The sequence below is a fragment of the Rhodocytophaga rosea genome, from assembly GCF_010119975.1.
Classification (GTDB): domain Bacteria; phylum Bacteroidota; class Bacteroidia; order Cytophagales; family 172606-1; genus Rhodocytophaga; species Rhodocytophaga rosea.
Map to the genome: position 1 here is coordinate 3,820,422 of NZ_CP048222.1, position 23,490 is coordinate 3,843,911.

A 23,490-nucleotide genomic window follows, 5' to 3' on the forward strand; every position below is an offset into this window, starting at 1 on the left:
GTATTGTAATAGGTTTTAACAATTTAAATTAATCAATGGAAGCATTAATTATGGCAGGCCAGCTGATACTGGGTCTGTCAATTCTGGTAGGACTACATGAATTTGGCCACCTCATCGCTGCTAAAGCATTTGGCATGCGTGTAGAACAATATTCAATTGGATTTCCACCTAAACTTTTTGGGTTTAAATATGGTGAAACGGAGTATTCGCTGGGAGCGGTACCTTTAGGGGGGTTTGTAAAAATATCAGGTATGGTAGATGAATCTCTCGATACAGACAAGCTGTCAGAAGAACCTAAACCCTGGGAATTCCGCTCTAAACCAGCCTGGCAACGCTTAATTGTGATGATGGGAGGAATTATTGTGAATGTGATCACTGGTATTATTATTTTTATTGCCATTGTATATATTGATGGTGAAAAATACCTGCCAGCCAGCGAAGCTAAATATGGCATTGTTGCTTATGATCTGGCCAAACAAATAGGTTTGCAGAATGGCGATAAAATCGTAAAGGTAAATGGGAAGGAGTTTACAGATTTTGATGAGGTTACGAGTTCAAAAGTATTTTTAGCTTCTAATAGTTATTATACTGTTGAGCGGAATGGAAAACTGATTGACATTCCTATCCCTAATGATTTTATAGAAAAACTGTCAGACAAAAAGAGTGCTGGTCCTTTTCTGGAGGCAAATGGGCCGTTCGAGGTAGCGAGAGTAGCTAAAGATCAGCCTGCCGAAAAAGCAGGACTGAAGGCTGGAGACAGAATTATCCAAGTGAATCAAACCCCTGTTAATTATTTCAGTGATTTGCTGCAAGTGCTTGGAGATAATAAGAGTAAGCCAGTTACTTTAAAGGTTCTTCGGGATAGCAAGGAATTAGAGTTAAAAGCGACTTTAACACCTGAGGGTAAGCTCGGTTTCCAGCACAGTCCCTTATTAAAATTTGCAACCATCGACTACACATTAGGTCAGGCCGCAGTAAAAGGTACTGATAAAGCTTTTGGTGTAGTTTTCGACAATATTAAAGCATTTGGTAAAATATTCCGGGGAGAAGTTTCTGCAACCAAATCTTTGAGCGGCCCTATTGGTATTGCACAATTCTTTGGTGGTACCTGGGTATGGGAGCGGTTCTGGTATATTGTAGGTCTACTTTCTATGATACTGGCATTTATGAATTTTCTGCCTATTCCAGCTCTCGATGGAGGCCATGTGATGTTTCTCATGTACGAGATTGTATCTGGTAGGAGTCCTTCAGATAAATTCCTGGAAGTAGCTCAAAAAGTAGGTATGGTTATACTGCTCAGTCTGATGGTGTTTGCTATTGCCAATGATACTTTTAAGATATTTACCCAGTGAAATAACCTTTAAAAAGAGATTTATTTAGTACATATAAGGACAGATTATTTCTGTCCTTTTTTTATGTTTTCAATGTGAGAATGATTATCTTCCTTTTAAGGGTACAAAAAGAAAGAGCAATACAGAATACTGCATTGCTCTTTACAGATAAACTAAACAACAAATTTAAGTCAATTCACAACACTACTTATGAAAACAATCAGACTTAATTCATTTTATTATGTTTAATTGAACGAAGTGGAAAAAGATTAGTTACAGAATTTTGTAAAAAAGGCTTAGAGTCCGGTTTCTATATAAATTATTCTATAAGCAGGGCACTATCTCAGGTAAAAATGATGTTTATACTAAAATAAGAAAGGAATACCAGTGAAAGATCACATATATGATAGCCTGAAAGAGAAACTGGATGAGCAGTACTCTTGGCCTATGTTATACATGTTTAAATTTATAGTTCCGGAAGCTAAGCAGGAAAAGGTAATAGATATGTTTAAAAAACACGAATTATCTGCCAGGAAATCCAAAAACGGAAATTATGTAAGCCTGACCGCACAAATATTTATGCGGTCGAGTCAGGAAGTAATAGATGTGTATAAAAAGGCATCGGCTATTGAAGGCTTGATTGCCTTATAGAGTTAACCCTATAAAATTCAAAAGCCGCATAATTAATTATGCGGCTTTTGAATTTTATTATTTGAAAAGCTTATTGAAAAAATTCTTTCATCTTTTCGAAGAAACCTTTTTCGTTTTTTCCAGGATTAGGAATAAAGTTTGCCGATTCCCTTAAACGCTCCAGAAGCACGGTTTCTTCACGGGTCAATTGTTTAGGTGTCCAGATGTTTACATGAATGAGCTGGTCGCCTTTATTGTAGCCGTTAATATCTTTAATACCTTTTCCTTTCAATCGCAGAATTTTACCACTTTGAGTACCAGGATCTACTTTTATTTTTACCTTCCCTTCAATAGTTGGTACTTCCACTGTAGTGCCTAACGCAGCATCGGCAAAATTGACATACAAATCAAATATCACATTCTGTCCATCCCGTTTTAATAATTCATCTTCTGTTTCTTCAATTACAATAAGTAGGTCACCAGGAACACCCCCACGCAGAGGTACATTACCTTTTCCACTCATAGAAAGCTGCATTCCTTCAGCAACGCCAGCCGGAACTTTAATTGGAATTACCTCTTCCTGCAATGTTCTTCCTTCGCCATGGCAAGCATCACAACGATCGGTTACGATCTTACCTTCTCCATTACAGGTGCTACAGGTGGTGGTAGATACCATCTGGCCGAGCATTGTATTGACTACTTTTCTCACTTGACCTGAGCCACCACAAGTCGAACAGTTTTGCAGAGAACTTCCGTTTTTAGCGCCATTCCCACCGCAAATGTTACAAGTTACATGGCGTTTTACTTTGATTTTCTTTTCTACACCATTGGCAATTTCCTGTAAATCCAGTTTTAGTTTAATACGCAGGTTGGTTCCTTTACGGACTCTACGGCCTCCGCCACCACTACCCCCAAAGAAACTATCAAATGGGCTGCCACCACCTCCGCCAAAAATATCGCCGAACTGGGAGAAAATATCTTCCATGTTCATACTGCCACCCCCATAACCATTACCATTTACACCCTGGTGCCCAAACTGGTCATAGCGTTGTTTTTTCTCCGGACTGCTTAGTACCTCATACGCTTCAGCTGCTTCTTTAAACTTATCTTCAGCAGTAGGATCATTAGGATTTTTATCCGGATGGTATTTAATAGCAATCTTCCGGTATGCCTTCTTTATTTCATCTACGGGTGCCGATTTGCTTACGCCCAGCACTTCGTAATAATCTCTCTTAGCCATGACTTCCTGATAGTAATTCAGATTTGCTGAATATATTTAATAAATAATTATGAACCTATAATGACTTTTGCAAACCTGATTACTTTGTCATGCAAAAAGTACCCTTTTTCAACCTCATCTATAATTTTACCTTTTAAATCCTCACTAGGGGCAGGTACTTGTGTAATAGACTCATGCAGTTCCAGGTCGAAAGATTTACCGATAGATTCCATCGGTTTTAAGCCTTTCTGCTCCAGGGTCTTATATAGTTTATTATATATGAGCTGTATGCCTTCTTTGGCCGGATCGCTACCCTCTTGGGAGACAAGTGATTTTTGAGCTCTTTCAAAATCGTCCAGTACAGGTAGTATCGCTTTAATTACATCTTCACTGGCAGATTTCATATACTCCAGTTTTTCTTTGGAAGTACGCCTTCTGAAGTTTTCAAAATCAGCGTATAAGCGCATATATTTATCTTTAGTTTCTGCTAATTCAGCAGTCAGCTTGCCAAGGGTGGAGGCATCGGCAGGAGCTGAATCTTCTCCATTATCTGTATTTTGTGGCTGAGTATTCTCAGTAAGTACTTCTTTCTCGTCTGTTTTATCTTTTTCCTGTTCCATATTTGCCAATATTATGCCTTTGGATTTTCCGCAAACAATCTTCAATTTTTTTGCCAAACCAATAATTTCTGCCAACATGGCACAAAACCTTACTTTGAAAGTAAGCCATACACTGCCACTCTGAATAGTGACCTTAAGAGGAATATCATTATTCATTTCTGATGAGTCACTATTCAAAGTTTATTTGTTATTTTGCATATTATGGAAAAGCGCTGGATATTTAAACCTCTACCTCCCAAAGAAATTATTGAACAGTTAAGTAAAAGCATTCATGTACCTGAATCGCTGGCTATTTTACTGACACAACGAGGGGTTCATAGCTTTGAGGAAGCCAGAAATTTTTTCAGGCCTACCCTCGACCAGTTACATGATCCGTTCCTGATGAAGGACATGGATAAAGCAGTTGAACGTTTGGTACAGGCCATTTACACACATGAGAAAATTGTAGTGTACGGCGATTATGATGTGGATGGAACTACTTCTGTTGCGTTGTTTTATGGGTTTTTGCGTACATTCTATAACAATTTGTTGTTTTATATCCCCGACCGCTATAAAGAAGGCTACGGTGTTTCTCAAACCGGCATTGACTGGGCATATGAGCAAGGGGCTTCTTTAATGATTACCCTGGATTGCGGAATTAAATCTGCCCAGTTAGTAGAATATGCAACAGAGAAAGGAATTGATTTCATTATATGCGACCATCACCGGCCTGATCTGCATTTGCCACAAGCCTATGCTGTGTTAGATCCTAAGCGTAGCGATTGTCAATATCCATATAAAGAACTTTCCGGATGTGGTGTAGGATTTAAACTGCTACAGGGATTCTGTATGCAGAACAGTATTCCGCTCGATAAGCTGTATCCATTTATGGACTTACTGGCCGTGAGTATTGCTTCCGATATTGTGCCTATTACCGGCGAAAACAGGGTGATGGCTTATTATGGTCTTCAACTCCTGAACAGCAATCCTCGTCCTGGTTTACAGGCACTCATACAAATTGCAGGATTTGAGAAAAAACTTACTATTTCGAATGTTGTTTTTGGCCTGGGACCCAGGATAAATGCGGCTGGCAGAATTGCACATGCTCATGCAGCGGTTCATTTACTATTATCTCATTCAAAAATAGAAGCAGAAGAATATGCCAGAGAAATAAACCTGAATAACCGGGATCGACAGGGCTTTGATACGCATATTACGAAAGAAGCCCTAAGCATGATTGAAGCAGACGGTTTATCTAAAGAAAATAAAACAACTGTACTATTTAAAAATGACTGGCATAAAGGAGTAATTGGCATTGTGGCTTCCCGTTGTATAGAAAAATACCATAGGCCCACTATTATTCTTACTGAATCGCATAGCAAAGCATCCGGTTCTGCCCGTTCGGTACCTGGTTTTGATGTATATAATGCCATCGAAGAGTGCTCGGAATTGCTGGAGCAATTTGGAGGACATATGTATGCAGCCGGACTCACATTGAAAATTGAAAATGTAGCTGCCTTCCGGCAAAAATTTGAACAGGTAGTGGCCAGTAAAATTACCGAAGATCAACTCATTCCGCCAGTAGAAATAGACCTTGCGCTTAACCTGAATCAGATCAACTACAAATTTTATAATGTGATTAAGCAAATGGAGCCTTTCGGGCCTGAGAATATGCAGCCAGTATTTGTGTCTGAAAAGGTATATGCCAGAGATAATGCCAGAGTATTGAAAGATATGCACCTGAAAATATCTGTCTACCAGGAAGATTCACCGGTTTTTGAAGCAATTGGTTTTGGTATGGCGGCTTTTTATGAAAAAGTAAGCATAGGTAAACCTTTCAGGTTATGTTATCAGGTAGTAGAAAACAATTTCAGAGATAATAAATCGTTGCAGCTTTTAATTAAGGATATTAAATTTTACGAAGTGGAATAGTTATTGGGTACACATTGTTCGTTTAAATATATAGCGAACCTCCTTCTACAATACCCATAACTTAGTAATCTATGCTATTACGGTCAGAAAATCTATTAAAGAAATATGGCAGCAGAACAGTAGCCAATAATGTTTCTGTGCAGGTACAACAAGGTGAAATTGTAGGCTTGCTTGGCCCAAATGGTGCTGGCAAAACTACTACTTTCTATATGATCGTAGGTTTGATCAAACCAAACGCTGGTGATATTTTTCTCGACGATGAAAATATAACTAAGCTTCCCATGTACAAACGAGCCAGAAAAGGCTTAGGGTATCTGGCACAGGAGGCATCAGTATTCAGAAAATTAACAGTAGAGGAAAATATTTTGGCGGTACTAGAAATGACCGGAAAGCCAAAGCAGTTTCAGAAAGAAAAAACCGAACAATTGCTGGAAGAATTTCGTCTGACACATGTACGCAAGAACCTGGGAATTGTGTTATCTGGTGGGGAACGCCGCAGAACGGAAATCGCCAGAGCTTTAGCCGTAGATCCAAAGTTTGTATTGCTGGATGAGCCTTTTGCTGGTGTAGATCCGATTGCAGTAGAAGAAATTCAGGGAATTGTTGCTAAACTGAAAAACAAAAATATTGGCATTTTGATTACAGATCATAATGTGGACGAAACTTTGTCTATCACCGACAGGGCATACTTACTGTATGAAGGGAAAACGTTGATCTCAGGCACTCCTGAAGATTTAGCTTCAAATGAAGAAGTACGAAGGGTGTATTTAGGGAAACATTTTGAATTACGAAGAAAAATATAACTATATACAAAGCAATTAAACAAATACTACCAACCAATTTGCAGTGACAATAACCACCGAATGGAGCTATTAAATACAATTATGACATGGATCATGAAAAAGCGTATCTCCCAGATAGAGCTTTTCATGAAAAACCCACTGGAAGTGCAGGCTGAACAGTTTAAAAAACTGATTCATACAGCGCAACAAACCGAGTGGGGGAGAAAATATCATTATGCTTCCATTACATCGGTAAAAGAGTATCAGCAAAGAGTACCTCTTTCTTCATACGAAGAAATATTTCCATACATAGACCGGTTGATGAAGGGCGAACAAAATTTGTTGTGGCCTTCGGAAATTAAATGGTTTGCTAAATCCTCAGGTACCACCAATGCCCGTAGTAAGTTTATTCCGGTTTCTACGGAAGCTCTCGAAGATTGCCATTTCAGAGGCGGCAAAGATCTAATGACGGTTTATGTAAACAATAATCCAGATACTAAAGTTTTTGTAGGCAAAGGTTTAGCGATTGGCGGTAGTTATCAGCTGAGCCAGGAGAATCCGGACGTATATTATGGAGATGTATCAGCAGTGGTAATGAAAAACCTGCCTATCTGGGCGCAGTTTATTCGTACGCCCGGTCTGGAGATAGCTTTGATGAATGAGTGGGAAGAAAAACTCGAGAAGATGGCTAAAGTTACTTCACAGGAGAATGTAACCAGTATTTTAGGTGTGCCTACCTGGACCATTGTGTTGTTGCAGAAAATTCTGGAAATAACTGGCAAAAGCAATATTCTGGAAGTATGGCCAAATCTGGAAATTTTTGCCCATGGAGCAGTATCGTTTACTCCTTATCGTGCGGTTTTTCAGCAATTGATACCTTCGCCCCACATGAAATATGTTGAAATATACAATGCATCTGAAGGATTTTTTGGCATACAGGATCAGTCGGATATTGCAGATATGCTGCTGATGCTGGATTATGGCGTGTTTTACGAGTTTATCCCGGTGGAAGAAATGGATAAGGAGCATCCCAAAATGCTTACCTTGGGAGAAGTGGAATTAAATAAAGTGTATGCGCTGATAATTAGCACCAATAGTGGATTATGGCGGTATAACATTGGGGATACTGTTAAATTTACCTCACTCTCTCCGTACCGTATCCGGATCAGTGGGCGTACCAAACACTTTATCAATGCCTTTGGCGAAGAATTAATGGTGGAAAATGCTGAACAGGCTATCACCAAAGCATGCCAGGAAAGCGGCGCTATTATTAGCAATTTTACTGCAGCTCCAATATATATGGAAACATCCGGAAAAGGAGGCCATGAGTGGATCATAGAATTTGTGAAAGAACCCTCTTCCCTTAAGCAGTTTATTCATGTACTGGATGCTACACTGCGTGAGATTAATTCAGATTATGATGCCAAACGCTACAAAGATATAGCCCTGCAACTTCCACTCGTCCATAGTGTACAGGAAGGGACTTTTTATCAATGGATGAAAAAAAGAAATAAATTAGGTGGCCAGCATAAAGTACCCCGTCTTTCCAATTCACGTGAGTATGTAGATGATATTCTATCAATGATGGAAGTATCCAAAGGCGCATAAGAAAGATTTACTGCAAATTTATCCTCGTTATTTTTCTCAACATCAGGTATTTCTAGAGTAATATTAAATTTTTGGATTTAATATTGTTTTTATTGCATTTACACAGCAAGCTGGCATCAGAATTGTTTAAAGATTATTTGTTAAAGTGCTCATTTTCCGGAAGGAAATTTACCGGCAAATGAGTTTGACATTAACAAAATCTACCTGAACCGATAATGAAAAAATTAGTGCCAGCTTTTATCTTAATTGTCTTTTTTGGATGTTTTCATAAACAGATCATCTCCTCTTTTAATTCTGTTAAATCAATAAGGCTGCAAAGTGATTTAGCGTTTATCTCTTCCCATTCTGTTCCGTCAAAACAAATAGTACTTACTAGCAATACTCAGCCATTTACAACTATACAGCAACGCAACACAGAAGCTTCCTTAAATGATTTGCTGTTTTTTCCTTTGCCTTTTTTGCAACAGGATGCAAATCCTATAATTATCCCTTTACGTATTGGCGCACTTGACTCACAAGCTAATAATAAGGCGGCTCAGTTGCTTGATAACAGAATTACGCCTGTTTCCGGACTTGAAAAGGAATTAACCAACCCTGCATCATTGCTATTGCAATATAACTTATATGAAAAGGCTATAACTGTAGTAAAAAATAAGCAAACGTTGCTGCCTTTCCGTAATCTGGATACCCTGACATTTGCTTCTTTAACTATTGGAGAACCTAAGGGTAATACATTTCAAAACTACTTATCTAAATATACTTCATTTCAACACTTTGCTGTAGCTGGTAAAGAGATAAGTGAAAAAGAATCTGAGACTTTATTATCCACTTTGGGTAACTATAAAGTGGTAATTATCGGCCTCCATAATGTAAATTCGTCTGCATTACAAGCCTATGGTATTTCTCAAGCTTCCCGTACACTCATCGAACGCCTCCGGACTAAAACTGATGTAGTGTTGGCGGTGTTTGGTTCTCCTTATAGTTTGAAGTATTTCGATAGGGTAGAAAACCTGGTTTGTGCCTATGACAATAACAGCATTACTCAAAAGATTGTACCTCAGATCCTATTCGGCGCCATTCCTGCCAGTGGGAAACTTCCGGTTACAGTAACAGCCGGGCTAAAAGCAGGAGATGGTGTAAACACAGTATCATTGAAGCGTTTAGGCTATAGCATTCCTGAGCAGGTTGGTTTACATTCTGCTACACTCCGGCGGATTGATGATATGGTAGACAATTACATTCAGGACGGAGTAATGCCAGGAGCGCAGGTATTGGTAGCAAAGAATGGAAAAGTCGTATTCGAAAAAGCATATGGGCATTTAACCTATGAAGAGAAAACTCCTGTTACTACTCATACCATATACGATCTAGCCTCAGTTACAAAAGTGGCTGCTACTTTACAGGCCGTCATGTCACTGGATGCACAAGGTAAATTAGATATAAACCAGAAAGCTTCCTATTACCTCCCTGAGTTAAAAAATACCAATAAAGAGGATATGTTTATTCGCGATCTCTTATTGCACCAGGCTGGTTTACTGGCTTTCCAGGATCACTGGACTAAAACAAAAACTGAATCAGGTCTGGATTCTTCCTATTATAGTACAAAATCTGGCCCCGATCACCCAGTTATGGTTGCCCCCGGTTTGTATGGCATTGCTTCATTGAAAGATTCTCTCTGGCAATGGACACTTCAATCCAGATTATTAAAGAAACCATCTCCTCATAAAAAATATACCTTCCGGTACAGCGATATAGGATTTGACATATTACAGCAAGTAGTAGAACGTTTGGCTGAGCAACCTCTGGATACCTATTTAAATCAGACTTTCTACCAGCCTCTTGGTTTGGATGAACTCACCTTTAACCCCTTACATACATTTGATGTAAATAACATTGCCCCTACGGAAATGGACAACAGATTCAGAGGAGTTCTCGTGAGAGGTACCGTACATGACCAGGAGGCGGCTTTAATGGGTGGCGTTGCCGGCCATGCAGGATTATTTGGTACGGCTAATGATCTGGCAGTGTTAATGCAGATGAACTTACAAAACGGATTTTATGGCGGTAAGCAGTATTTGTCGGATCAAATAGTTCCTCTATTTACCAAAACTCAACAGCCAAATAACAAAAGAGGTTTAGGCTGGGATAAATTGCAACCCGGCGAAAATGTATCTACACTTATTTCGGCCAATGCATTTGGTCATACAGGATTTACCGGCACTTGTGTTTGGGTAGACCCAGATGAAGACCTCATTTATATTTTCTTATCTAACCGGGTGTATCCAACTGTTAATAATACAAAATTAGCCCGTTACAAAGTCAGAGAAAAAATACAATCTGTTGTGTATAGTGCGATGGGCGCTCCGGATGGTTATGTAGCCGGATTGGAAAAATAACACTGTTTAATAAAATACTTAACTATTTACTTTGCAGCTAACTAGTTGTATTATAGAGTGTTTTAATCATTAAAACATCTTAACATTTTCCGCCATAGATGCTGTATTAGCTATTTGTCATCTGACTTTCAATAATAAACTTACTGCTCTATGAACCATTTTAGAGAGGTGTTTTAGGTGTAAAAAATAAGTAGCTAAAAAAAAATACAAAATATTTTTCAGCAATAGACAATAATTCCAAAAATCAGGAGTTAACTAATTGTTTGATTTATGGGAAAGCCGGTTCAATTAATAATTAATTCCGGTACGGACGCCTTTATAATATACACTTTTGCATGATGTAATGGCCTGCTTAATGGCAGCCAGCTTTTAGTTAAATAATAAAAATGATATGTTGATGAAACAAGACTTTACTATCAACTTAAAAGGCTTTTCCATGTTAGCTAAAATAAATCCTGGTTTTATTGACCGGGATTTATTTACATTTTGAATAATTCAATTTTCCTTGCTTATTCTTTACGCACTTTGTTTTTAAAGGTAGCCGTATTTAAAATAGCGTTAATTGTTTTTTACAGTATAAAAGTAAAGGGGCTTATCAATATTGATAAACCCCTTTACTTTTATACTGTAATTATCTATGCCAATTAGAAATCATACCCGAATGTGAGGTAGTATTTTGGACCGCTCGGAACAAAATCTTCTACTCCCCACGCTACATCGAATTTTACATAATAACCCAGTAACAAGGTACGTATACCAGCACCATGTCCGGATAAGAATGGGTTTTTGAAGTTAGTTACAGAAGCCTCGAACGCATTGCCATTTCCGCCTCTTACAATGGTATTTAAACTGTTCTGTCTGCTGAATGGACCTTTACCTGTCCAGGCGGCTCCAATATCGGTGAAGGCCACTAGTTGCAGGTTCTTGAAGAAGTTAGAAGTAATAGGTCCCCGGTAGAAGTACTTGATAACAGGAAATCTGAATTCAGCATTAAATAATAAAAATTTATTGCCAAATAACTTGTTATAGTTAAATCCACGAAGAGGTGTAACAAACTCTATAAAAAGCAGGTCCCGGTTATCGTAGGTAGAAGCAATATCCAGGGGATTACCTCTATCATGGTCTTGCTTCTGGTTAAAAATCCAGTTATCCATTCCACCCTGCAGGTAGTTCTTTTTATCTCTACCGCCAAATTGCCCATAAGCTAGTCTGGTTGCAAAAATAATGTCCCTATGAATTTTTTTATAGTTGCGCAGATCAATAGTCAGGTTATCAAAACTCTGGGAAGGATTATTAATGGCCTGGTAATTTTCAAAACGGATTTTCATCCTGGTCCCTTCAATCATATTTAAGCCGTTTACAGTAGTATTGTCAAATACGTATTCTGCCCGTATACCAGCAAAAGAAGTATTTTTATCTCCCAGCCCTATCTGTTGCGGACTTAAGCCAGTTTCAGTAAATCTGGTAGCTGCATAAAAAGGAGCCAGAGTAACCCTACTGGAAACGTTAAATGGATAAGATGCACTAAGCTGCACTTTATTTAAAGTATAGCGCTGATAAACATTCTCCTTGCTCTGGAAAATAGTTTTTTTATCGAATCGCACACCAAAATCTATGCGGTTTTTCAGATACTGGTATTCGCCAAAAAAGTTACTGCTGCGTAAATCAGTAATGCCCAACATACCGCCATAAATTTTATGGTCTTCCAGAATATCATTCATATTAATGGTGAACAATACACCCAAACCCCTTAAGGGATCAATCAATACAGAAGAAATAATATTGTTGGCACTAAAACGGCTCTGATAGGGAAAAGGCCCTTGTACTGATATATTTTGTTTACGGGCATTGTTGGCAATCGGAGGATTTAATAAAGTACGGCGGTTGCGGTTGTCAGTATCATCTTTAGGTTTCTTTACATCGGCATCAAACTGATAGTTATCAGTATCAACTTCACCCTCTTCCAGATCCAATTTGCTGGCTACCGGGACTGTAAGAGAATCTTTTCTTATACCAGAAGGCTCTGTATTGGTTGGTGTTGTAATGGTGCTGGCAGGTGCTGTTCCATTGCGGTCATCCAGCATTTCGGTTCGCCTGGTTCTAACGATAGAAGAAGCAGTAGTAAAATCATGACCTGCGTCAAAACCTATGTAATTGTTTCCATTTTTAATAGTCAGGAACGCCAAACCATTGGATGGCAGGTGCAGGTCATACGATTGAATATTCTGCTGAAAACCACTTATCTGTACTACAGTTTTATCTCCTGAACTGTACTTGTACAAGTTTTTGATACCATTCTCATCATTGAGATAAAAAATGGTGTTATCTGCTGCAATTGCCTGTGTCTCATTACCTGAAGATCCGGCGATTCTGGTGATGGTAGTAGCGGATGTGGCCGGATCATATAGAAATAAATCGAAATCTTTCTCGATAAGCTGGAAGCCGGTACGGTTTAATTGTAAGGAATCACTGCTACGGTTAGAACTAAAGACAATAGCCGTAGTAGAATTAGGCATAAACTGCGGATCTATATCATCATACAAGTCATTGGTAATCTGCTTAATTGAATTCCTGTTTAAGTCGAATACAAATACATCATTGCGGCCGTTGCGGGAAGCACTCAGTACCATGGCTGATCCATCATCGGAAATATCGAAAGCCTGTATCTGATTGAAGCTCTCCAGAGATTTTCTTACTTTTTTACGAGGCAGCCTCCGGGAATTTATGTCATACAAACTTAACAGGTTCTTTCCCTCTTTCACATGAACAACAGCAAGTGTTGTATTATTTCTCCAGTCTACCAGCGGTATATTAGGATTTATGCGTTGATTAATAACTTTAGATCCACCCATCATGATAGTTTTGCCTCTTTTTCTACCAGTTTCGCGGATATTTATTTTATAACGTCCTTTATTGTTTTCAGAATAAGCCATATATTTTCCATCAGGGCTAATGGCCATCTGGTTGTATAAAAACTTATTCCGCTTGTTCTTACGGACAATAAAATCAGGTTGAGGTAATTGATAGGCACCGGTTACTGTACCAGACATTGACGTATAATATTTTCGCCACTCGCCAATAAACTGGTTATAAGAAATACCCAAGGTGCTGGCAATACTGCTTTCTTCATTGCGGATGATACGGGTAAGATTCAGGATGTTGGAAATATTAGAGCGTCCATATCGTTCAGCAATAAAGTTCCAGATAGATTGGCCTGTCAGAACGGCCCGGTCGCCAGCTAATACAGAGGGCTTGCGTAAATTTTTATTTACTACAGCGTCCCGCATATAATCATCCATTTCCAGGCTCCATCCTTCAGCTACATAAGCAGCCGCTCCAGACATAAACCATTCCGGTAAAGTAAGCAGGTAAGAACTTTGCACCATATCCCGCAAGCTTCCGCCAAACATCATTTCTGTAATAAAAATGCGGGCAATTCCCAGGCTGAGTTCTTTCTTAAAATCTGCCTGGCTACCAGTATACGGAATTTCTACCCTGGATTTAATGAAATTGGTTTGTCCGCCACTTACAAAATTATCGTCTTCCAGGCCCACATTGCTTTGTTGCAGGTCGGTAATAGAATTGTAAATGAAAATCTTGGTTTTGGAATAGGGAGTATATCCCAGCATATCGGCAATACGGTCGAAGTCAGATTCGGCGTACCGGGCAGCAAAATTGGCAATCTCCGTACCTTCTTGATAAAAGAATATTTCAAAATTGGTGGTTGACAGCATTTTCCAGTTAAAATTTTTATGCTGTACCCGGTTTCTGCCAAACGTTTCCCAGGTATTCTGAGGCAAAGCCTGATGAGCAAAAAAACTTAGCAAAACCGTAAAAAGTATGCTTTTGATAAGCTTATTAAACATATGTTATAAAAGGTGATTGTTCAAATTAGTGGATTTGTAATATAACGAAAAGAAGCGATTTATGTGCGTTTCTTTGTCTAATTCTTTATCTTCTTCCAGGTGTTCATAGAAATGCCGGGCATAAAAAGGAGCCAGTGAAACCCCTTTTGTACCTAATCCATTGAAAATGCCAAGTGCCGGATGTTCCGGATGTAACCCGAGAAAAGGCCTGCGGTCTTCACTCGCCGGACGAATGCCTGCCTGTTGCCCAGTTATTCTATAAGGTAACTTTATCAATCTGGCTAATTTATCTTCCAGTTCTTCACGAGCCTGCAAAGTGGTTTCCCAATCAAGATTGTCCCACTTATAAGTAGCGCCTACTTTGTACATATCATTTCCAAGAGGCAATACGAAAACCCCTTGATTAATGATATTGTTTGTTTGAAGACCTGGCATCTTTAGCGTTAATAATTCGCCTTTTACCTCATTAAAAGGCAGCCAGTTGAAGTACGGATTCTGGGACACAAAAGTACCCTCACAAAATAAAATTTTTTTTGCCTCTATACCTTGCCAGCTTACTTTATCATTTTCCAGCACAATATCCTCATATGTAAAAGGCTGTTCTGTGTACATATTACCCTGCAAAAAGTATTTTTTTGCTGCCTCCAACATCAGCCCAACATTTACAAACCCTGCTCCTTTGATTTCAAGGCCTCCAAACGGATTATGAATGCCTGACGTGTAAGCGCTTGTATCGAATTGAGTACTGGTATATGCTGATAGTTCCGGAGAGGAGGTTTTGGCTGTCCAGGCATTTTGCTCTTCAATAGAAGTAAAAGGCCGGTAAATATCTCTGGAATGGAGTATAGATATACCTAATGTTTGCTCCATCTGTTGGTAGAACTGATAAAGATATGGAAAGATCAACCCAGCTTGCCAGGTTCTGGCCAGCCTTTTACCAGTGACTGGGTTAAAAATACCAGCGGCAACTTTAGAGGATGTATCCGGATTGGAATCATCTATAATCAGTACCTTTTTTTTCTGGCTGATCAGTGTATAAGCAAGTACGGTTCCGGCTATGCCCTGGCCTACAATAATATAATCTGTTTGTTTAGGTAGCATTCCCTGCAATTTACGCAGATAAAGCCATATGCAGAATAATTGTAAAGTATAAAGAAGTTTATTCTACAAGTCTGGAAATAGCAGATTCATATGCCTGAAAGTTAAAATTTGCTATAACACGTTCCATTTCAGTTTTAATCTGCTTATTATATAAGTTTCCAATACTGCCCTCATGCGTATGGTGAATATCTGTAGAGGATTTGTAACTGCCTGAAGCAATCTCTTTGCCTACCTGCTGATATGCTTCCCGGAAAGGAATACCTTGCAATACCAGTTCATTCACCCGTTCTACACTAAAGAGATAGGCGTATTTTTCATCCTGGAGAATATTTTGTTTTACCTGGATATGTGCCAGCATAAAATGTGTAATTTCCAGGCAACTCAGCAACTCTTCAAAAGCCGGCATCATAATTTCTTTGGTCAATTGCAAATCGCGATGGTAGCCGGAAGGCAGATTAGTAAGAAGCAGGTTGAATTCCTGCGGCAATACTTTCAAACGGTTGGTACGTCCTCGTAACAGTTCAGCTACATCCGGATTTTTCTTATGCGGCATAATACTGGAACCGGTAGTCAATTCATCGGGAAGGGTAAGGAAACCAAAATTCTGGCTATTGTACAGGCAAATATCCATTGCCATTCTGGCAAGTGTAGAAGCGACAGAGGCAAGCGCTGTACACACGGTTTGTTCCGTTTTACCACGGCTCATCTGGGCATACACCACATTATAATGCATAGATTCAAACCCCAGTAGTTGGGTAGTTAAGGTGCGGTTGAGTGGAAAAGATGAACCATAGCCAGCGCCGGAACCCAGGGGATTTTTATTTGTAATTTTATAAGCTGCCTGCAATAGTTGCATATCATCGAGCAGACTTTCAGCATAGGCACCAAACCACAGCCCAAATGAGGAAGGCATGGCGATTTGTAAGTGCGTATATCCTGGTAAGAGTATATCTTTGTGACGGTCGCTTAATTCCAATAGCAAATGGAACAATTGCAAGGTTTCCTTTACCACTCTCTGCAAGCGGTTGCGCATAAATAACTTGAGGTCTACCAGAACCTGATCGTTGCGTGAACGTCCGCTATGAATCTTTTTGCCGGTTTCTCCCAGTTTTCTGGTTAGAAGCAATTCAACCTGCGAATGAACATCTTCTACCCCAGATTCGATTGCAAAGTTCCCATTTTGAATGTCTTTATATATGTTTTTAAGCTCTTTCTGCAGATCTTCGAGTTCGTCTTTTGTCAGCAATCCAATGGTTTGCAGCATTTGTGTATGTGCCAGGGAACCCAATACATCAAATTCTGCCAGGTACAAGTCTAATTCGCGGTCTTTGCCTACGGTAAAAGTTTCAATTTTTTGGTTCAGTGGATAATCTTTTTGCCAGAGCTTCATGGAGGCTTGTTGGGATTGGATAAATTTTTTACACGTATATTCTACTGGCAAATATACCTTGATTTTTCATTTTCTGATTTAGTATTTCGCTTTGATATCCTGCTGGAAAAAATGAGAAGTACAGCTTATCTATGAAAGACGAATGAGTTTATTTGCTGAATGAACACAGAAAATATAACGCCCCAGAAGAGGGCACTTCCCAGCATATAAAAGAAAATACGTTGCTTGGTTTCTCCAAATGAAGCGGCCATTACTGTTCCAATAATGGGGCTAAAGAAAACAGGTGTAAGAAAGGCAACTCCTTTTAATCCATACTTGCGCCATATTTTTACCAGACGTCTGTTTTTAGGAGTGAAGAGTTTTCTTTTACCCTGCAAGCGGTTAAATATTTTTTGCTTAGCACTACTTCCTAATAAAGAAAATATGAGAACACTGGTCATCATACCGGCCACCGTAAAAATAAATGTTTCCAGCCAAGTGAGCCCAGCCGCCGCTCCGGATATAGGACCACCAATAAATTTTACCATACTTAGCAGGAATACTGTTACGTATTTGGCAACTTGTGTAACCATTTGTTAAGTTGAGTGACAATAGTGAAATAATAGTATGTTAATTGTTAGGAAGTTAAACGTGTATGAACCGTTTAATGATTTACTTGTGATACGAAAATGTAAAGAATTTACATCTGCTTTTGGAGAAAATAGATAATCAGTGCCTGGTTAGGTTGAAAGGGATATAACATTCACATAAACAGTTAGAGTTTTTCGCCGAAAGCCAGATCGCCGGCATCACCCAGTCCAGGTACAATATAAGATTTATGGTTCATCTCTTCGTCCACAGCACCTACCCACAAATGGCAATCTGGCAGATGGGCAGATACATACTCAACACCCTGCCGACTGGCAATAGCTGCCACAATATGGATTTGCTTAGGCAGCCCGTATTTTAATAAGGCTTGTTTTGCTTTTACAATAGATTTACCGGTAGCCAGCATGGGATCTATTAGGATCAGGTTTTTATTATTCAGATTGGGAGCAGCTATATAATTAAGCTCTATGTCAAAGGAATACTGAGCATCTGGTGTGCTTCGATATGCGCCAATGAAAGCGCTTTCAGCTCTATCGAAAAAATTCATAAATCCCTGAAAAAGGGGTAATCCGGCCCGTAATACCGTAGCTAGTACCGGTTGTTCGGATAGTGCCCAGGTTTCGGAATTACCCAAAGGAGTGGTTACACTACTTTTTTCATACCGCATCGCCTTTGAAACTTCATACGCCAGCAATTCGCCTAAGCGCTCCATATTTTTTCGGAATCGCATACTATCCTGCTGAATGCGTACATCCCGCAATTCAGCAATAAACTGGCAAGCCACAGAAGGTGAACTGGTAAGTGTAAACATAGAAACTCGGGATATTGATCGTCTGAAAAGATACCTATAATTGGTATTTCACAAATGTATTGAATTTACTATATAAGTTTCATTTTGTTTTTCTCCTGCTTTTGTGCGCTGAATCGTGCAGATTAGAAAATTAATTTACTTTGCACCAAACACCTAAATATCATGGAACAGGCAATTATCAGAAAAGCTACTGAAGCAGATAAAGAACTGGTCTGGAAAATTATTCAAGCTGTGATACATACTGGAGATACGTATGTATTTGATCCGGATACGCCTAAAGAAACCATGATGGCGTATTGGTTTGCTCCAGGTACTTTTACTTTTGTGGCTGAGTTGAATGGGAATATAGCTGGTACTTTTGTTTTCAGGCAAAATCAGCCAGGTTTAGGGTCACATGTGGCCAATGCCGGGTACATGGTTCATCCTGATTTCCATGGGAAAGGTATCGGAAAACAAATGGCACAAGCCTCCCTGGAGGAAGCAAGAAAAGCAGGTTTTCTGGCCATGCAGTTCAATATTGTGGTCAGTACAAATCATAATGCCAAGAAGCTATGGGATCAGATGGGATTTGTGACTATCGGCGTACTTCCGAAAGTATTCAATCATACAAAGTTTGGCCTGGTAGATGCCTATGTGATGCATAGGTTTTTGTAAAAAAATAATGGCAGATAATTTTACCTGCCATTATTTTAGGTGATTATTCTATTGCCGGTTCTTATTCCGGATAATCTGTCTATACTGCTTATGTATACGCTTGTCTCTCTGTTTAATGGCCAGCAAACTTCTCTGGTCTTGTTGTACAGCTAAATACGCCAACTCTTTTTGCAGTTTCATAAAACTATTATACCGCTCCATCGGAAGCTCTTCCTGGTTAATGGCTTCTATCACAGCACAACCTTTTTCTACAGTATGTGTGCAATCGGAAAAACGGCAGTTAGATGACAGATCTGCAATATCCGCAAATGTATCGTCCAAGCCTTCAGATGCATTCCATAACTGCAATTCCCGCATTCCTGGTGTGTCAATCAAAATAGTGCCATTGGGAAGTACAATTAATTCGCGCCGGGTAGTAGTATGCCGGCCTTTTGCATCTACTTCTCTCACTTCCGACGTTTCCTGGATGGCTGAGCCTAACAGTTTATTGATGATCGTAGATTTGCCTACTCCTGATGAACCAGTAAAAGCAATAGTAACACCCGGCTGCATAAATGGCTCTAATTGTTCTAAGCCTGTTTCCTTCAATCCGCTTAGTGCTACCACAGGCGTATCCTGACTTATTTGTTTTACTTGAGTAAGTTTCTCGGTCAGGTTTTTACACAGGTCAACTTTATTGAGCACAATTACTGGCTTTGCGCCACTTTCATGAGCCATTACCAGATACCTTTCCAGGCGCCGGAGATTAAAATTTGCATCCAGGCTCTGCACAATAAAAAGCAAATTAATATTGGCCGCAATAATCTGTTCTTCTACCTTTTTTCCGGTTACCTTCCGGGAGAAAGTTGAAATTCTGGGCAGTACTTCATGGATAATCGCTTTTTGTTCCTGTTCAAACACAGACATTACTATCCAGTCTCCAGTTTTAGGAAAATCAGCTGGAGAATTAGCTGTGAACAAAAGTTTGCCAGACACTTCCCCTTGTAAAATGCCGCTTTCAGAAAAAATAGTGTATTGATTTTTATTTTCTGTTGCAATACGGCCTACTGCAAAACCCTGTTGCTGAAATGGTAAAAAATGTTGTTCAAAATGGGATGAAAACCCCAAATTCATTAATGTATAATTCATTGGTGTAATACGTTGTAATAATTGATAATGAGATAGATAGAAGAATAAGCATAACTGGTAGCAATGCCAGAAGGCAAAGAATCATATGCTATACTTCAGAAATGAAAAGAATGGACAGTCTTCACCCTTGCATCACCAGATATTAAGGAGTGAAGCCTTAAGCTATCTCAGGCTGGATTGCCTGGCAACGTATGTAAATAGTCGTTTTCAGAGGCTTTTGCTGAAATTGATCAGCGATATGGCAAAGATATAAAATAAACATTCCATCTGCTAAAGCGTTACATAAAAATATAAGGGCAAATTAAAAAGTATAGTATGGAAACGCTAGGTAATTCATCCAGAAATAGAATATGGCGGTGGGCGGCGCTTGTGGCAGTACTGGTAAATATCTTTTTCAATTATAATATGAATGCAAACCCTCCAGGTGGATTAACCAATGCAGAAGTATCAGCCAGATATCCAACTTTGTTTACGCCGGCTGGGTATGCTTTTTCTATCTGGGGCGTAATTTATTTATCATTCATCGGATATATTATTTTTCAGCTCTTACCATCTCAGCGCAAACAACATGTATATGATGTGTTGGCTAAACCGTTAATCATTACCAGTATACTAAGTATCTGCTGGCTATTCAGTTTTAGTTATGAGTTATTGCTATTAAGTGTATGCATTATAGTATTGATGTTATTTACAGCGATCGTTCTGTTTGTCCGCTCTAAAGAAGCTATACAATCAGGTCAGGTAAATAAACTCATCAGTGTTCCATTTGCCCTATATGCCGGATGGCTTTCTGTAGCCACTATTGCAAATACATCTTTGTGGCTTACATCAATGGATTGGGAAGGTGGCTCGTGGGGTGCGATACCCTGGACAATGATTATGATAGGTGTAGCCGCTGTATTGGGCGTAGTGGTAAGTTATAAACTGAAAGATATAGTTTTTCCTTCGGTAGTTGTTTGGGCTATTATTGCCATTTATATAGCCCGCCAAAATCAAGAGCAAACTGTAGCTACCTTTGCACTGGTAACTGCCATTATTTTAGCTGTGTGGGTAATTGTGAATACAATAAGGCTAGGAAAAAAACCACAAATTCAGCCAGCAGTATAGTTTGAGTGAATACAATGAATTTACTTAACAAGATATATTCTCATGGCTTTGTGAGTAAAAAGAAAGAGCTTAGCACCAGCAAATAAACTGTATTTGTAAGAAGCGCCCACTGGTAGTTTAATTTGCCTTTCGGACAACGTATAAAGATTAAATAGGTAAATAGTGTTGTCTTTAGTAAAATACAACTCGTTTTCGAAGAAACTAAAATAGGTTAAATCTGCAAAATGAAGGTTTTTTTTATAATTCCCCAGATTATCGAATACCAGAATTCCGGAATTTCTATCATTTAAATATAGGTTGTTCTGATATTCACGCATAAAATTTACTGCATATTCGCTATCTCCCAGGATAAGAGAAAGAGGGGTATTAGTATCAATTTTTCTTGTAGCTAGGTTATATTTCTTCAGACTTAACTCTATATCATCAAAGAGCCATATATTTTCCTGCGAACCCAAAGTAGCTGCTCTGGCAAATCCAGCCACTTCCTGATGTATAGGAGCTGAAAGTAATGTGGGTGTAAGAAAACGGTTTAAGACTGAAAACTGCTGAATATCTCTGTAAAATATGAGGATTTGTAAGGAAGGCCAGGCTTCTATCGAAGATATAGTTGCTGTATTTGGAGATGAAAATGTTTGTAGCAATACACCTGTTGAATCGTACTTGTGAACATTTCCTTTTGCATCGCCAACGATAATATTTCCATACCGGTCGGCTGAAACAGCCACAGGATTTGCAATATTTGTTTCTTTTAACAAAGTAAGCTGCTGAGCTATGGTTGAAGCACAAGTAAGCAATATAATGAGAGCAGGTAAGAGGATTTTTCTCACAATTACTAGTTAACTAAACGTTAGTAACTCCACATTTTGCCCATCAAAGCAGGCATAGGTATTAAAATGCACCCACTCACCTAAATTTATGTAGCGGCTATTGCCATTTATGGGAATATCAAGTGGCAAATGCCGGTGCCCAAATATATAAAAATCATGGTGTTCTTTCTGCTCTGTTTCCCGGCAGTAGGCTAGAAGCCACTCATCTTCTCCCATAAACTTATCTTCTCCTTTAGCATTATTGGTAATCCTACTGTGCCTTGACCATTGGTTGGCGATTGCAATACCTAGATTAGGATGAATACGGGCAAATAACCACTGACACAATTTACTGGCAAACACCTTTTTCAGCAGTTTATAAGTTTTGTCTCCTGGTCCCAATCCATCGCCATGTCCAACCAGAATTTTTTTTTCATTTATTGTAAATAGCCTAGGTTCCCGCAAAATAGGAATGTTGAGTTGCTCAGTAAAATAATCGAACATCCACATATCATGGTTTCCTGAGAAAAAAATAACGGGAATACCACTATCTGTCAGCTCAGCTAATTTGCCTTGCAAGCGGATATGACCCTTAGGTATGGCATGTTTATATTCGAACCAGAAATCAAAAATATCTCCTACCAGAAATATAATTTGTGCTTCTGAACGGACTTGTTCCAGCCATGCTACTATTCTTTTTTCACGAAGTAAGCTACTTGTTGCATCTGGTACGCCTAAATGAAAATCAGAAGCAAAAAAGATTTTCTTTCCCGGTTGAAGATGAATTGAAACAGGATTATTGGAAGAAGCTAAAACGGAAAAATCCAAGATGTTGGAAAAAGAAGTAAAGCGCACAATTTTAAGGTATTTTTGAAGTAAAATTGTGGTTTTAACCTTCAATTAAAAATAATATAATTTCTTTCGGTCCATGTGCTCCCAATACAAGAGTTTTTTCAATATCAGCCGTCCGGCTAGGGCCTGCAATCATATTAATCATAGAAGGCAGAGATAGGGTATACTTGTTTTGCAAAAACTGTAAACCATCTTTAACATCAGGAAGCAATTGGGAGCTATACGCCACTACAATATGAATATGCGGATAAATACCTAGTCTTCTGCCAGCCATTTGTCCGGAAGAAACCATTATACAACCAGTCCGTGCAATCAAACATTCACATAAAGTAATTCCTACTTCTGCTGAAGTAAAATTATTATCTGTACTTGAATAAGCTATGTTTTGTTTACTTAACAGTACTTGCAGCGCTTTTTCCCACACATACACTTTCCTAAGATTACGCTTGTCTAACAATAACTCAAGATTGGTTAGAAACTCCTTTTCATCTTCGCAAAAAATGAATTCTCCTTTGTTTTTGGTAAAGATCTGTGCAAAGGTGACAGAGGGATCTTCATTGGTTTGCGTATAGATAGAAGCAGAAAAATCAGGCTTTGGCACTGGTTTCTTTGTAGAAGTTTCCAGTGCCTGCCTGATTTTTTTCAATATATTTTCCTTGGATTGTTGGGAATGCATATATTTTAACGCCT

Annotated in this window: 19 protein-coding genes; 8 read left to right on the plus strand and 11 right to left on the minus strand. The window is 38.9% G+C overall.

Annotation, left to right across the window (positions count from 1 at the left end):
• Positions 1 to 35: 35 nt before the first annotated feature.
• Both rseP and GXP67_RS15850 read left to right on the plus strand, forming a co-directional pair.
• Positions 36 to 1,352: an RIP metalloprotease RseP gene (gene rseP / locus GXP67_RS15845; RefSeq protein ID WP_162444028.1), complete on the plus strand. Its 1,317-nt coding sequence runs from the start codon at positions 36 to 38 to the stop codon at positions 1,350 to 1,352.
• Between the two features lie 366 nt (positions 1,353 to 1,718).
• Positions 1,719 to 1,982, plus strand: coding sequence for a DUF493 family protein (locus GXP67_RS15850; protein ID WP_232065237.1), 264 nt, complete (start codon positions 1,719 to 1,721; stop codon positions 1,980 to 1,982).
• A 70-nt stretch (positions 1,983 to 2,052) separates the two neighbouring features.
• Here GXP67_RS15850 and dnaJ read toward each other — a convergent pair whose 3' ends face one another.
• Both dnaJ and GXP67_RS15860 read right to left on the minus strand, forming a co-directional pair.
• Complete coding sequence (dnaJ, locus tag GXP67_RS15855) at positions 2,053 to 3,201, minus strand: molecular chaperone DnaJ (RefSeq protein ID WP_162444029.1); 1,149 nt, start codon at positions 3,199 to 3,201, stop codon at positions 2,053 to 2,055.
• Positions 3,202 to 3,248: 47 nt separating this feature from the next.
• Positions 3,249 to 3,977 carry a nucleotide exchange factor GrpE gene (locus GXP67_RS15860; RefSeq protein ID WP_317170135.1) on the minus strand — a complete coding sequence of 243 codons (729 nt, stop codon included), beginning with the start codon at positions 3,975 to 3,977 and terminating at the stop codon, positions 3,249 to 3,251.
• A gap of 24 nt (positions 3,978 to 4,001) precedes the next feature.
• Here GXP67_RS15860 and recJ point away from each other — a divergent pair, with 24 nt between their 5' ends.
• The 4 genes from recJ (at position 4,002) to GXP67_RS15880 (ending at position 10,497) form a co-directional block, all read left to right on the plus strand.
• Positions 4,002 to 5,711 carry a single-stranded-DNA-specific exonuclease RecJ gene (gene recJ / locus GXP67_RS15865; protein WP_197901695.1) on the plus strand — a complete coding sequence of 570 codons (1,710 nt, stop codon included), beginning with the start codon at positions 4,002 to 4,004 and terminating at the stop codon, positions 5,709 to 5,711.
• Between the two features lie 71 nt (positions 5,712 to 5,782).
• Positions 5,783 to 6,514: an LPS export ABC transporter ATP-binding protein gene (lptB, locus tag GXP67_RS15870; RefSeq protein ID WP_162444030.1), complete on the plus strand. Its 732-nt coding sequence runs from the start codon at positions 5,783 to 5,785 to the stop codon at positions 6,512 to 6,514.
• An 81-nt stretch (positions 6,515 to 6,595) separates the two neighbouring features.
• On the plus strand, positions 6,596 to 8,101 hold the full coding sequence (locus tag GXP67_RS15875) for a GH3 auxin-responsive promoter family protein (RefSeq protein ID WP_232065238.1): 1,506 nt from the start codon (positions 6,596 to 6,598) through the stop codon (positions 8,099 to 8,101).
• Between the two features lie 215 nt (positions 8,102 to 8,316).
• Positions 8,317 to 10,497 (plus strand): serine hydrolase domain-containing protein, encoded by a 2,181-nt coding sequence (locus GXP67_RS15880; protein WP_162444032.1) that lies wholly within the window; start codon positions 8,317 to 8,319, stop codon positions 10,495 to 10,497.
• 644 nt (positions 10,498 to 11,141) lie between these two features.
• Here the strand turns inward: GXP67_RS15880 and GXP67_RS15885 are convergent.
• The 5 genes from GXP67_RS15885 to upp form a co-directional block, all read right to left on the minus strand.
• On the minus strand, positions 11,142 to 14,363 hold the full coding sequence (locus tag GXP67_RS15885; protein WP_162444033.1) for a hypothetical protein: 3,222 nt from the start codon (positions 14,361 to 14,363) through the stop codon (positions 11,142 to 11,144).
• 3 nt (positions 14,364 to 14,366) lie between these two features.
• A complete protein-coding gene (locus GXP67_RS15890; RefSeq protein WP_162444034.1) occupies positions 14,367 to 15,464 on the minus strand; it encodes an NAD(P)/FAD-dependent oxidoreductase in 1,098 nt (365 codons plus the stop codon).
• 58 nt (positions 15,465 to 15,522) lie between these two features.
• Positions 15,523 to 16,854: an argininosuccinate lyase gene (argH, locus tag GXP67_RS15895; protein ID WP_162444035.1), complete on the minus strand. Its 1,332-nt coding sequence runs from the start codon at positions 16,852 to 16,854 to the stop codon at positions 15,523 to 15,525.
• A 125-nt stretch (positions 16,855 to 16,979) separates the two neighbouring features.
• Complete coding sequence (locus GXP67_RS15900; protein WP_162444036.1) at positions 16,980 to 17,426, minus strand: hypothetical protein; 447 nt, start codon at positions 17,424 to 17,426, stop codon at positions 16,980 to 16,982.
• A gap of 182 nt (positions 17,427 to 17,608) precedes the next feature.
• A complete protein-coding gene (gene upp, locus GXP67_RS15905) occupies positions 17,609 to 18,253 on the minus strand; it encodes a uracil phosphoribosyltransferase (protein ID WP_162444037.1) in 645 nt (214 codons plus the stop codon).
• A 162-nt stretch (positions 18,254 to 18,415) separates the two neighbouring features.
• On the opposite strand from upp, the gene GXP67_RS15910 reads away from it, so the two are divergent.
• Positions 18,416 to 18,907 carry a GNAT family N-acetyltransferase gene (locus GXP67_RS15910; RefSeq protein ID WP_162444038.1) on the plus strand — a complete coding sequence of 164 codons (492 nt, stop codon included), beginning with the start codon at positions 18,416 to 18,418 and terminating at the stop codon, positions 18,905 to 18,907.
• A 48-nt stretch (positions 18,908 to 18,955) separates the two neighbouring features.
• On the opposite strand, the gene rsgA is transcribed toward GXP67_RS15910, so the two are convergent.
• Positions 18,956 to 20,035 (minus strand): ribosome small subunit-dependent GTPase A, encoded by a 1,080-nt coding sequence (rsgA, locus tag GXP67_RS15915; RefSeq protein WP_162444039.1) that lies wholly within the window; start codon positions 20,033 to 20,035, stop codon positions 18,956 to 18,958.
• Positions 20,036 to 20,350: 315 nt separating this feature from the next.
• Between rsgA and GXP67_RS15920 the strand changes: the two genes are divergently transcribed.
• Positions 20,351 to 21,142, plus strand: a complete 792-nt coding sequence (locus GXP67_RS15920) for a TspO-related membrane protein (protein ID WP_162444040.1) — start codon at positions 20,351 to 20,353, stop codon at positions 21,140 to 21,142.
• 20 nt (positions 21,143 to 21,162) lie between these two features.
• Here the strand turns inward: GXP67_RS15920 and GXP67_RS15925 are convergent, their stop codons facing one another.
• The 3 genes from GXP67_RS15925 to GXP67_RS15935 form a co-directional block, all read right to left on the minus strand.
• Entirely contained in the window at positions 21,163 to 21,969 is an 807-nt protein-coding gene (locus GXP67_RS15925; RefSeq protein WP_162444041.1) for a hypothetical protein, read from the minus strand.
• A gap of 9 nt (positions 21,970 to 21,978) precedes the next feature.
• Positions 21,979 to 22,710 (minus strand): UDP-2,3-diacylglucosamine diphosphatase, encoded by a 732-nt coding sequence (locus GXP67_RS15930; RefSeq protein ID WP_162447941.1) that lies wholly within the window; start codon positions 22,708 to 22,710, stop codon positions 21,979 to 21,981.
• 127 nt (positions 22,711 to 22,837) lie between these two features.
• On the minus strand, positions 22,838 to 23,476 hold the full coding sequence (locus GXP67_RS15935; RefSeq protein ID WP_162444042.1) for a LutC/YkgG family protein: 639 nt from the start codon (positions 23,474 to 23,476) through the stop codon (positions 22,838 to 22,840).
• Positions 23,477 to 23,490: the final 14 nt, after the last annotated feature.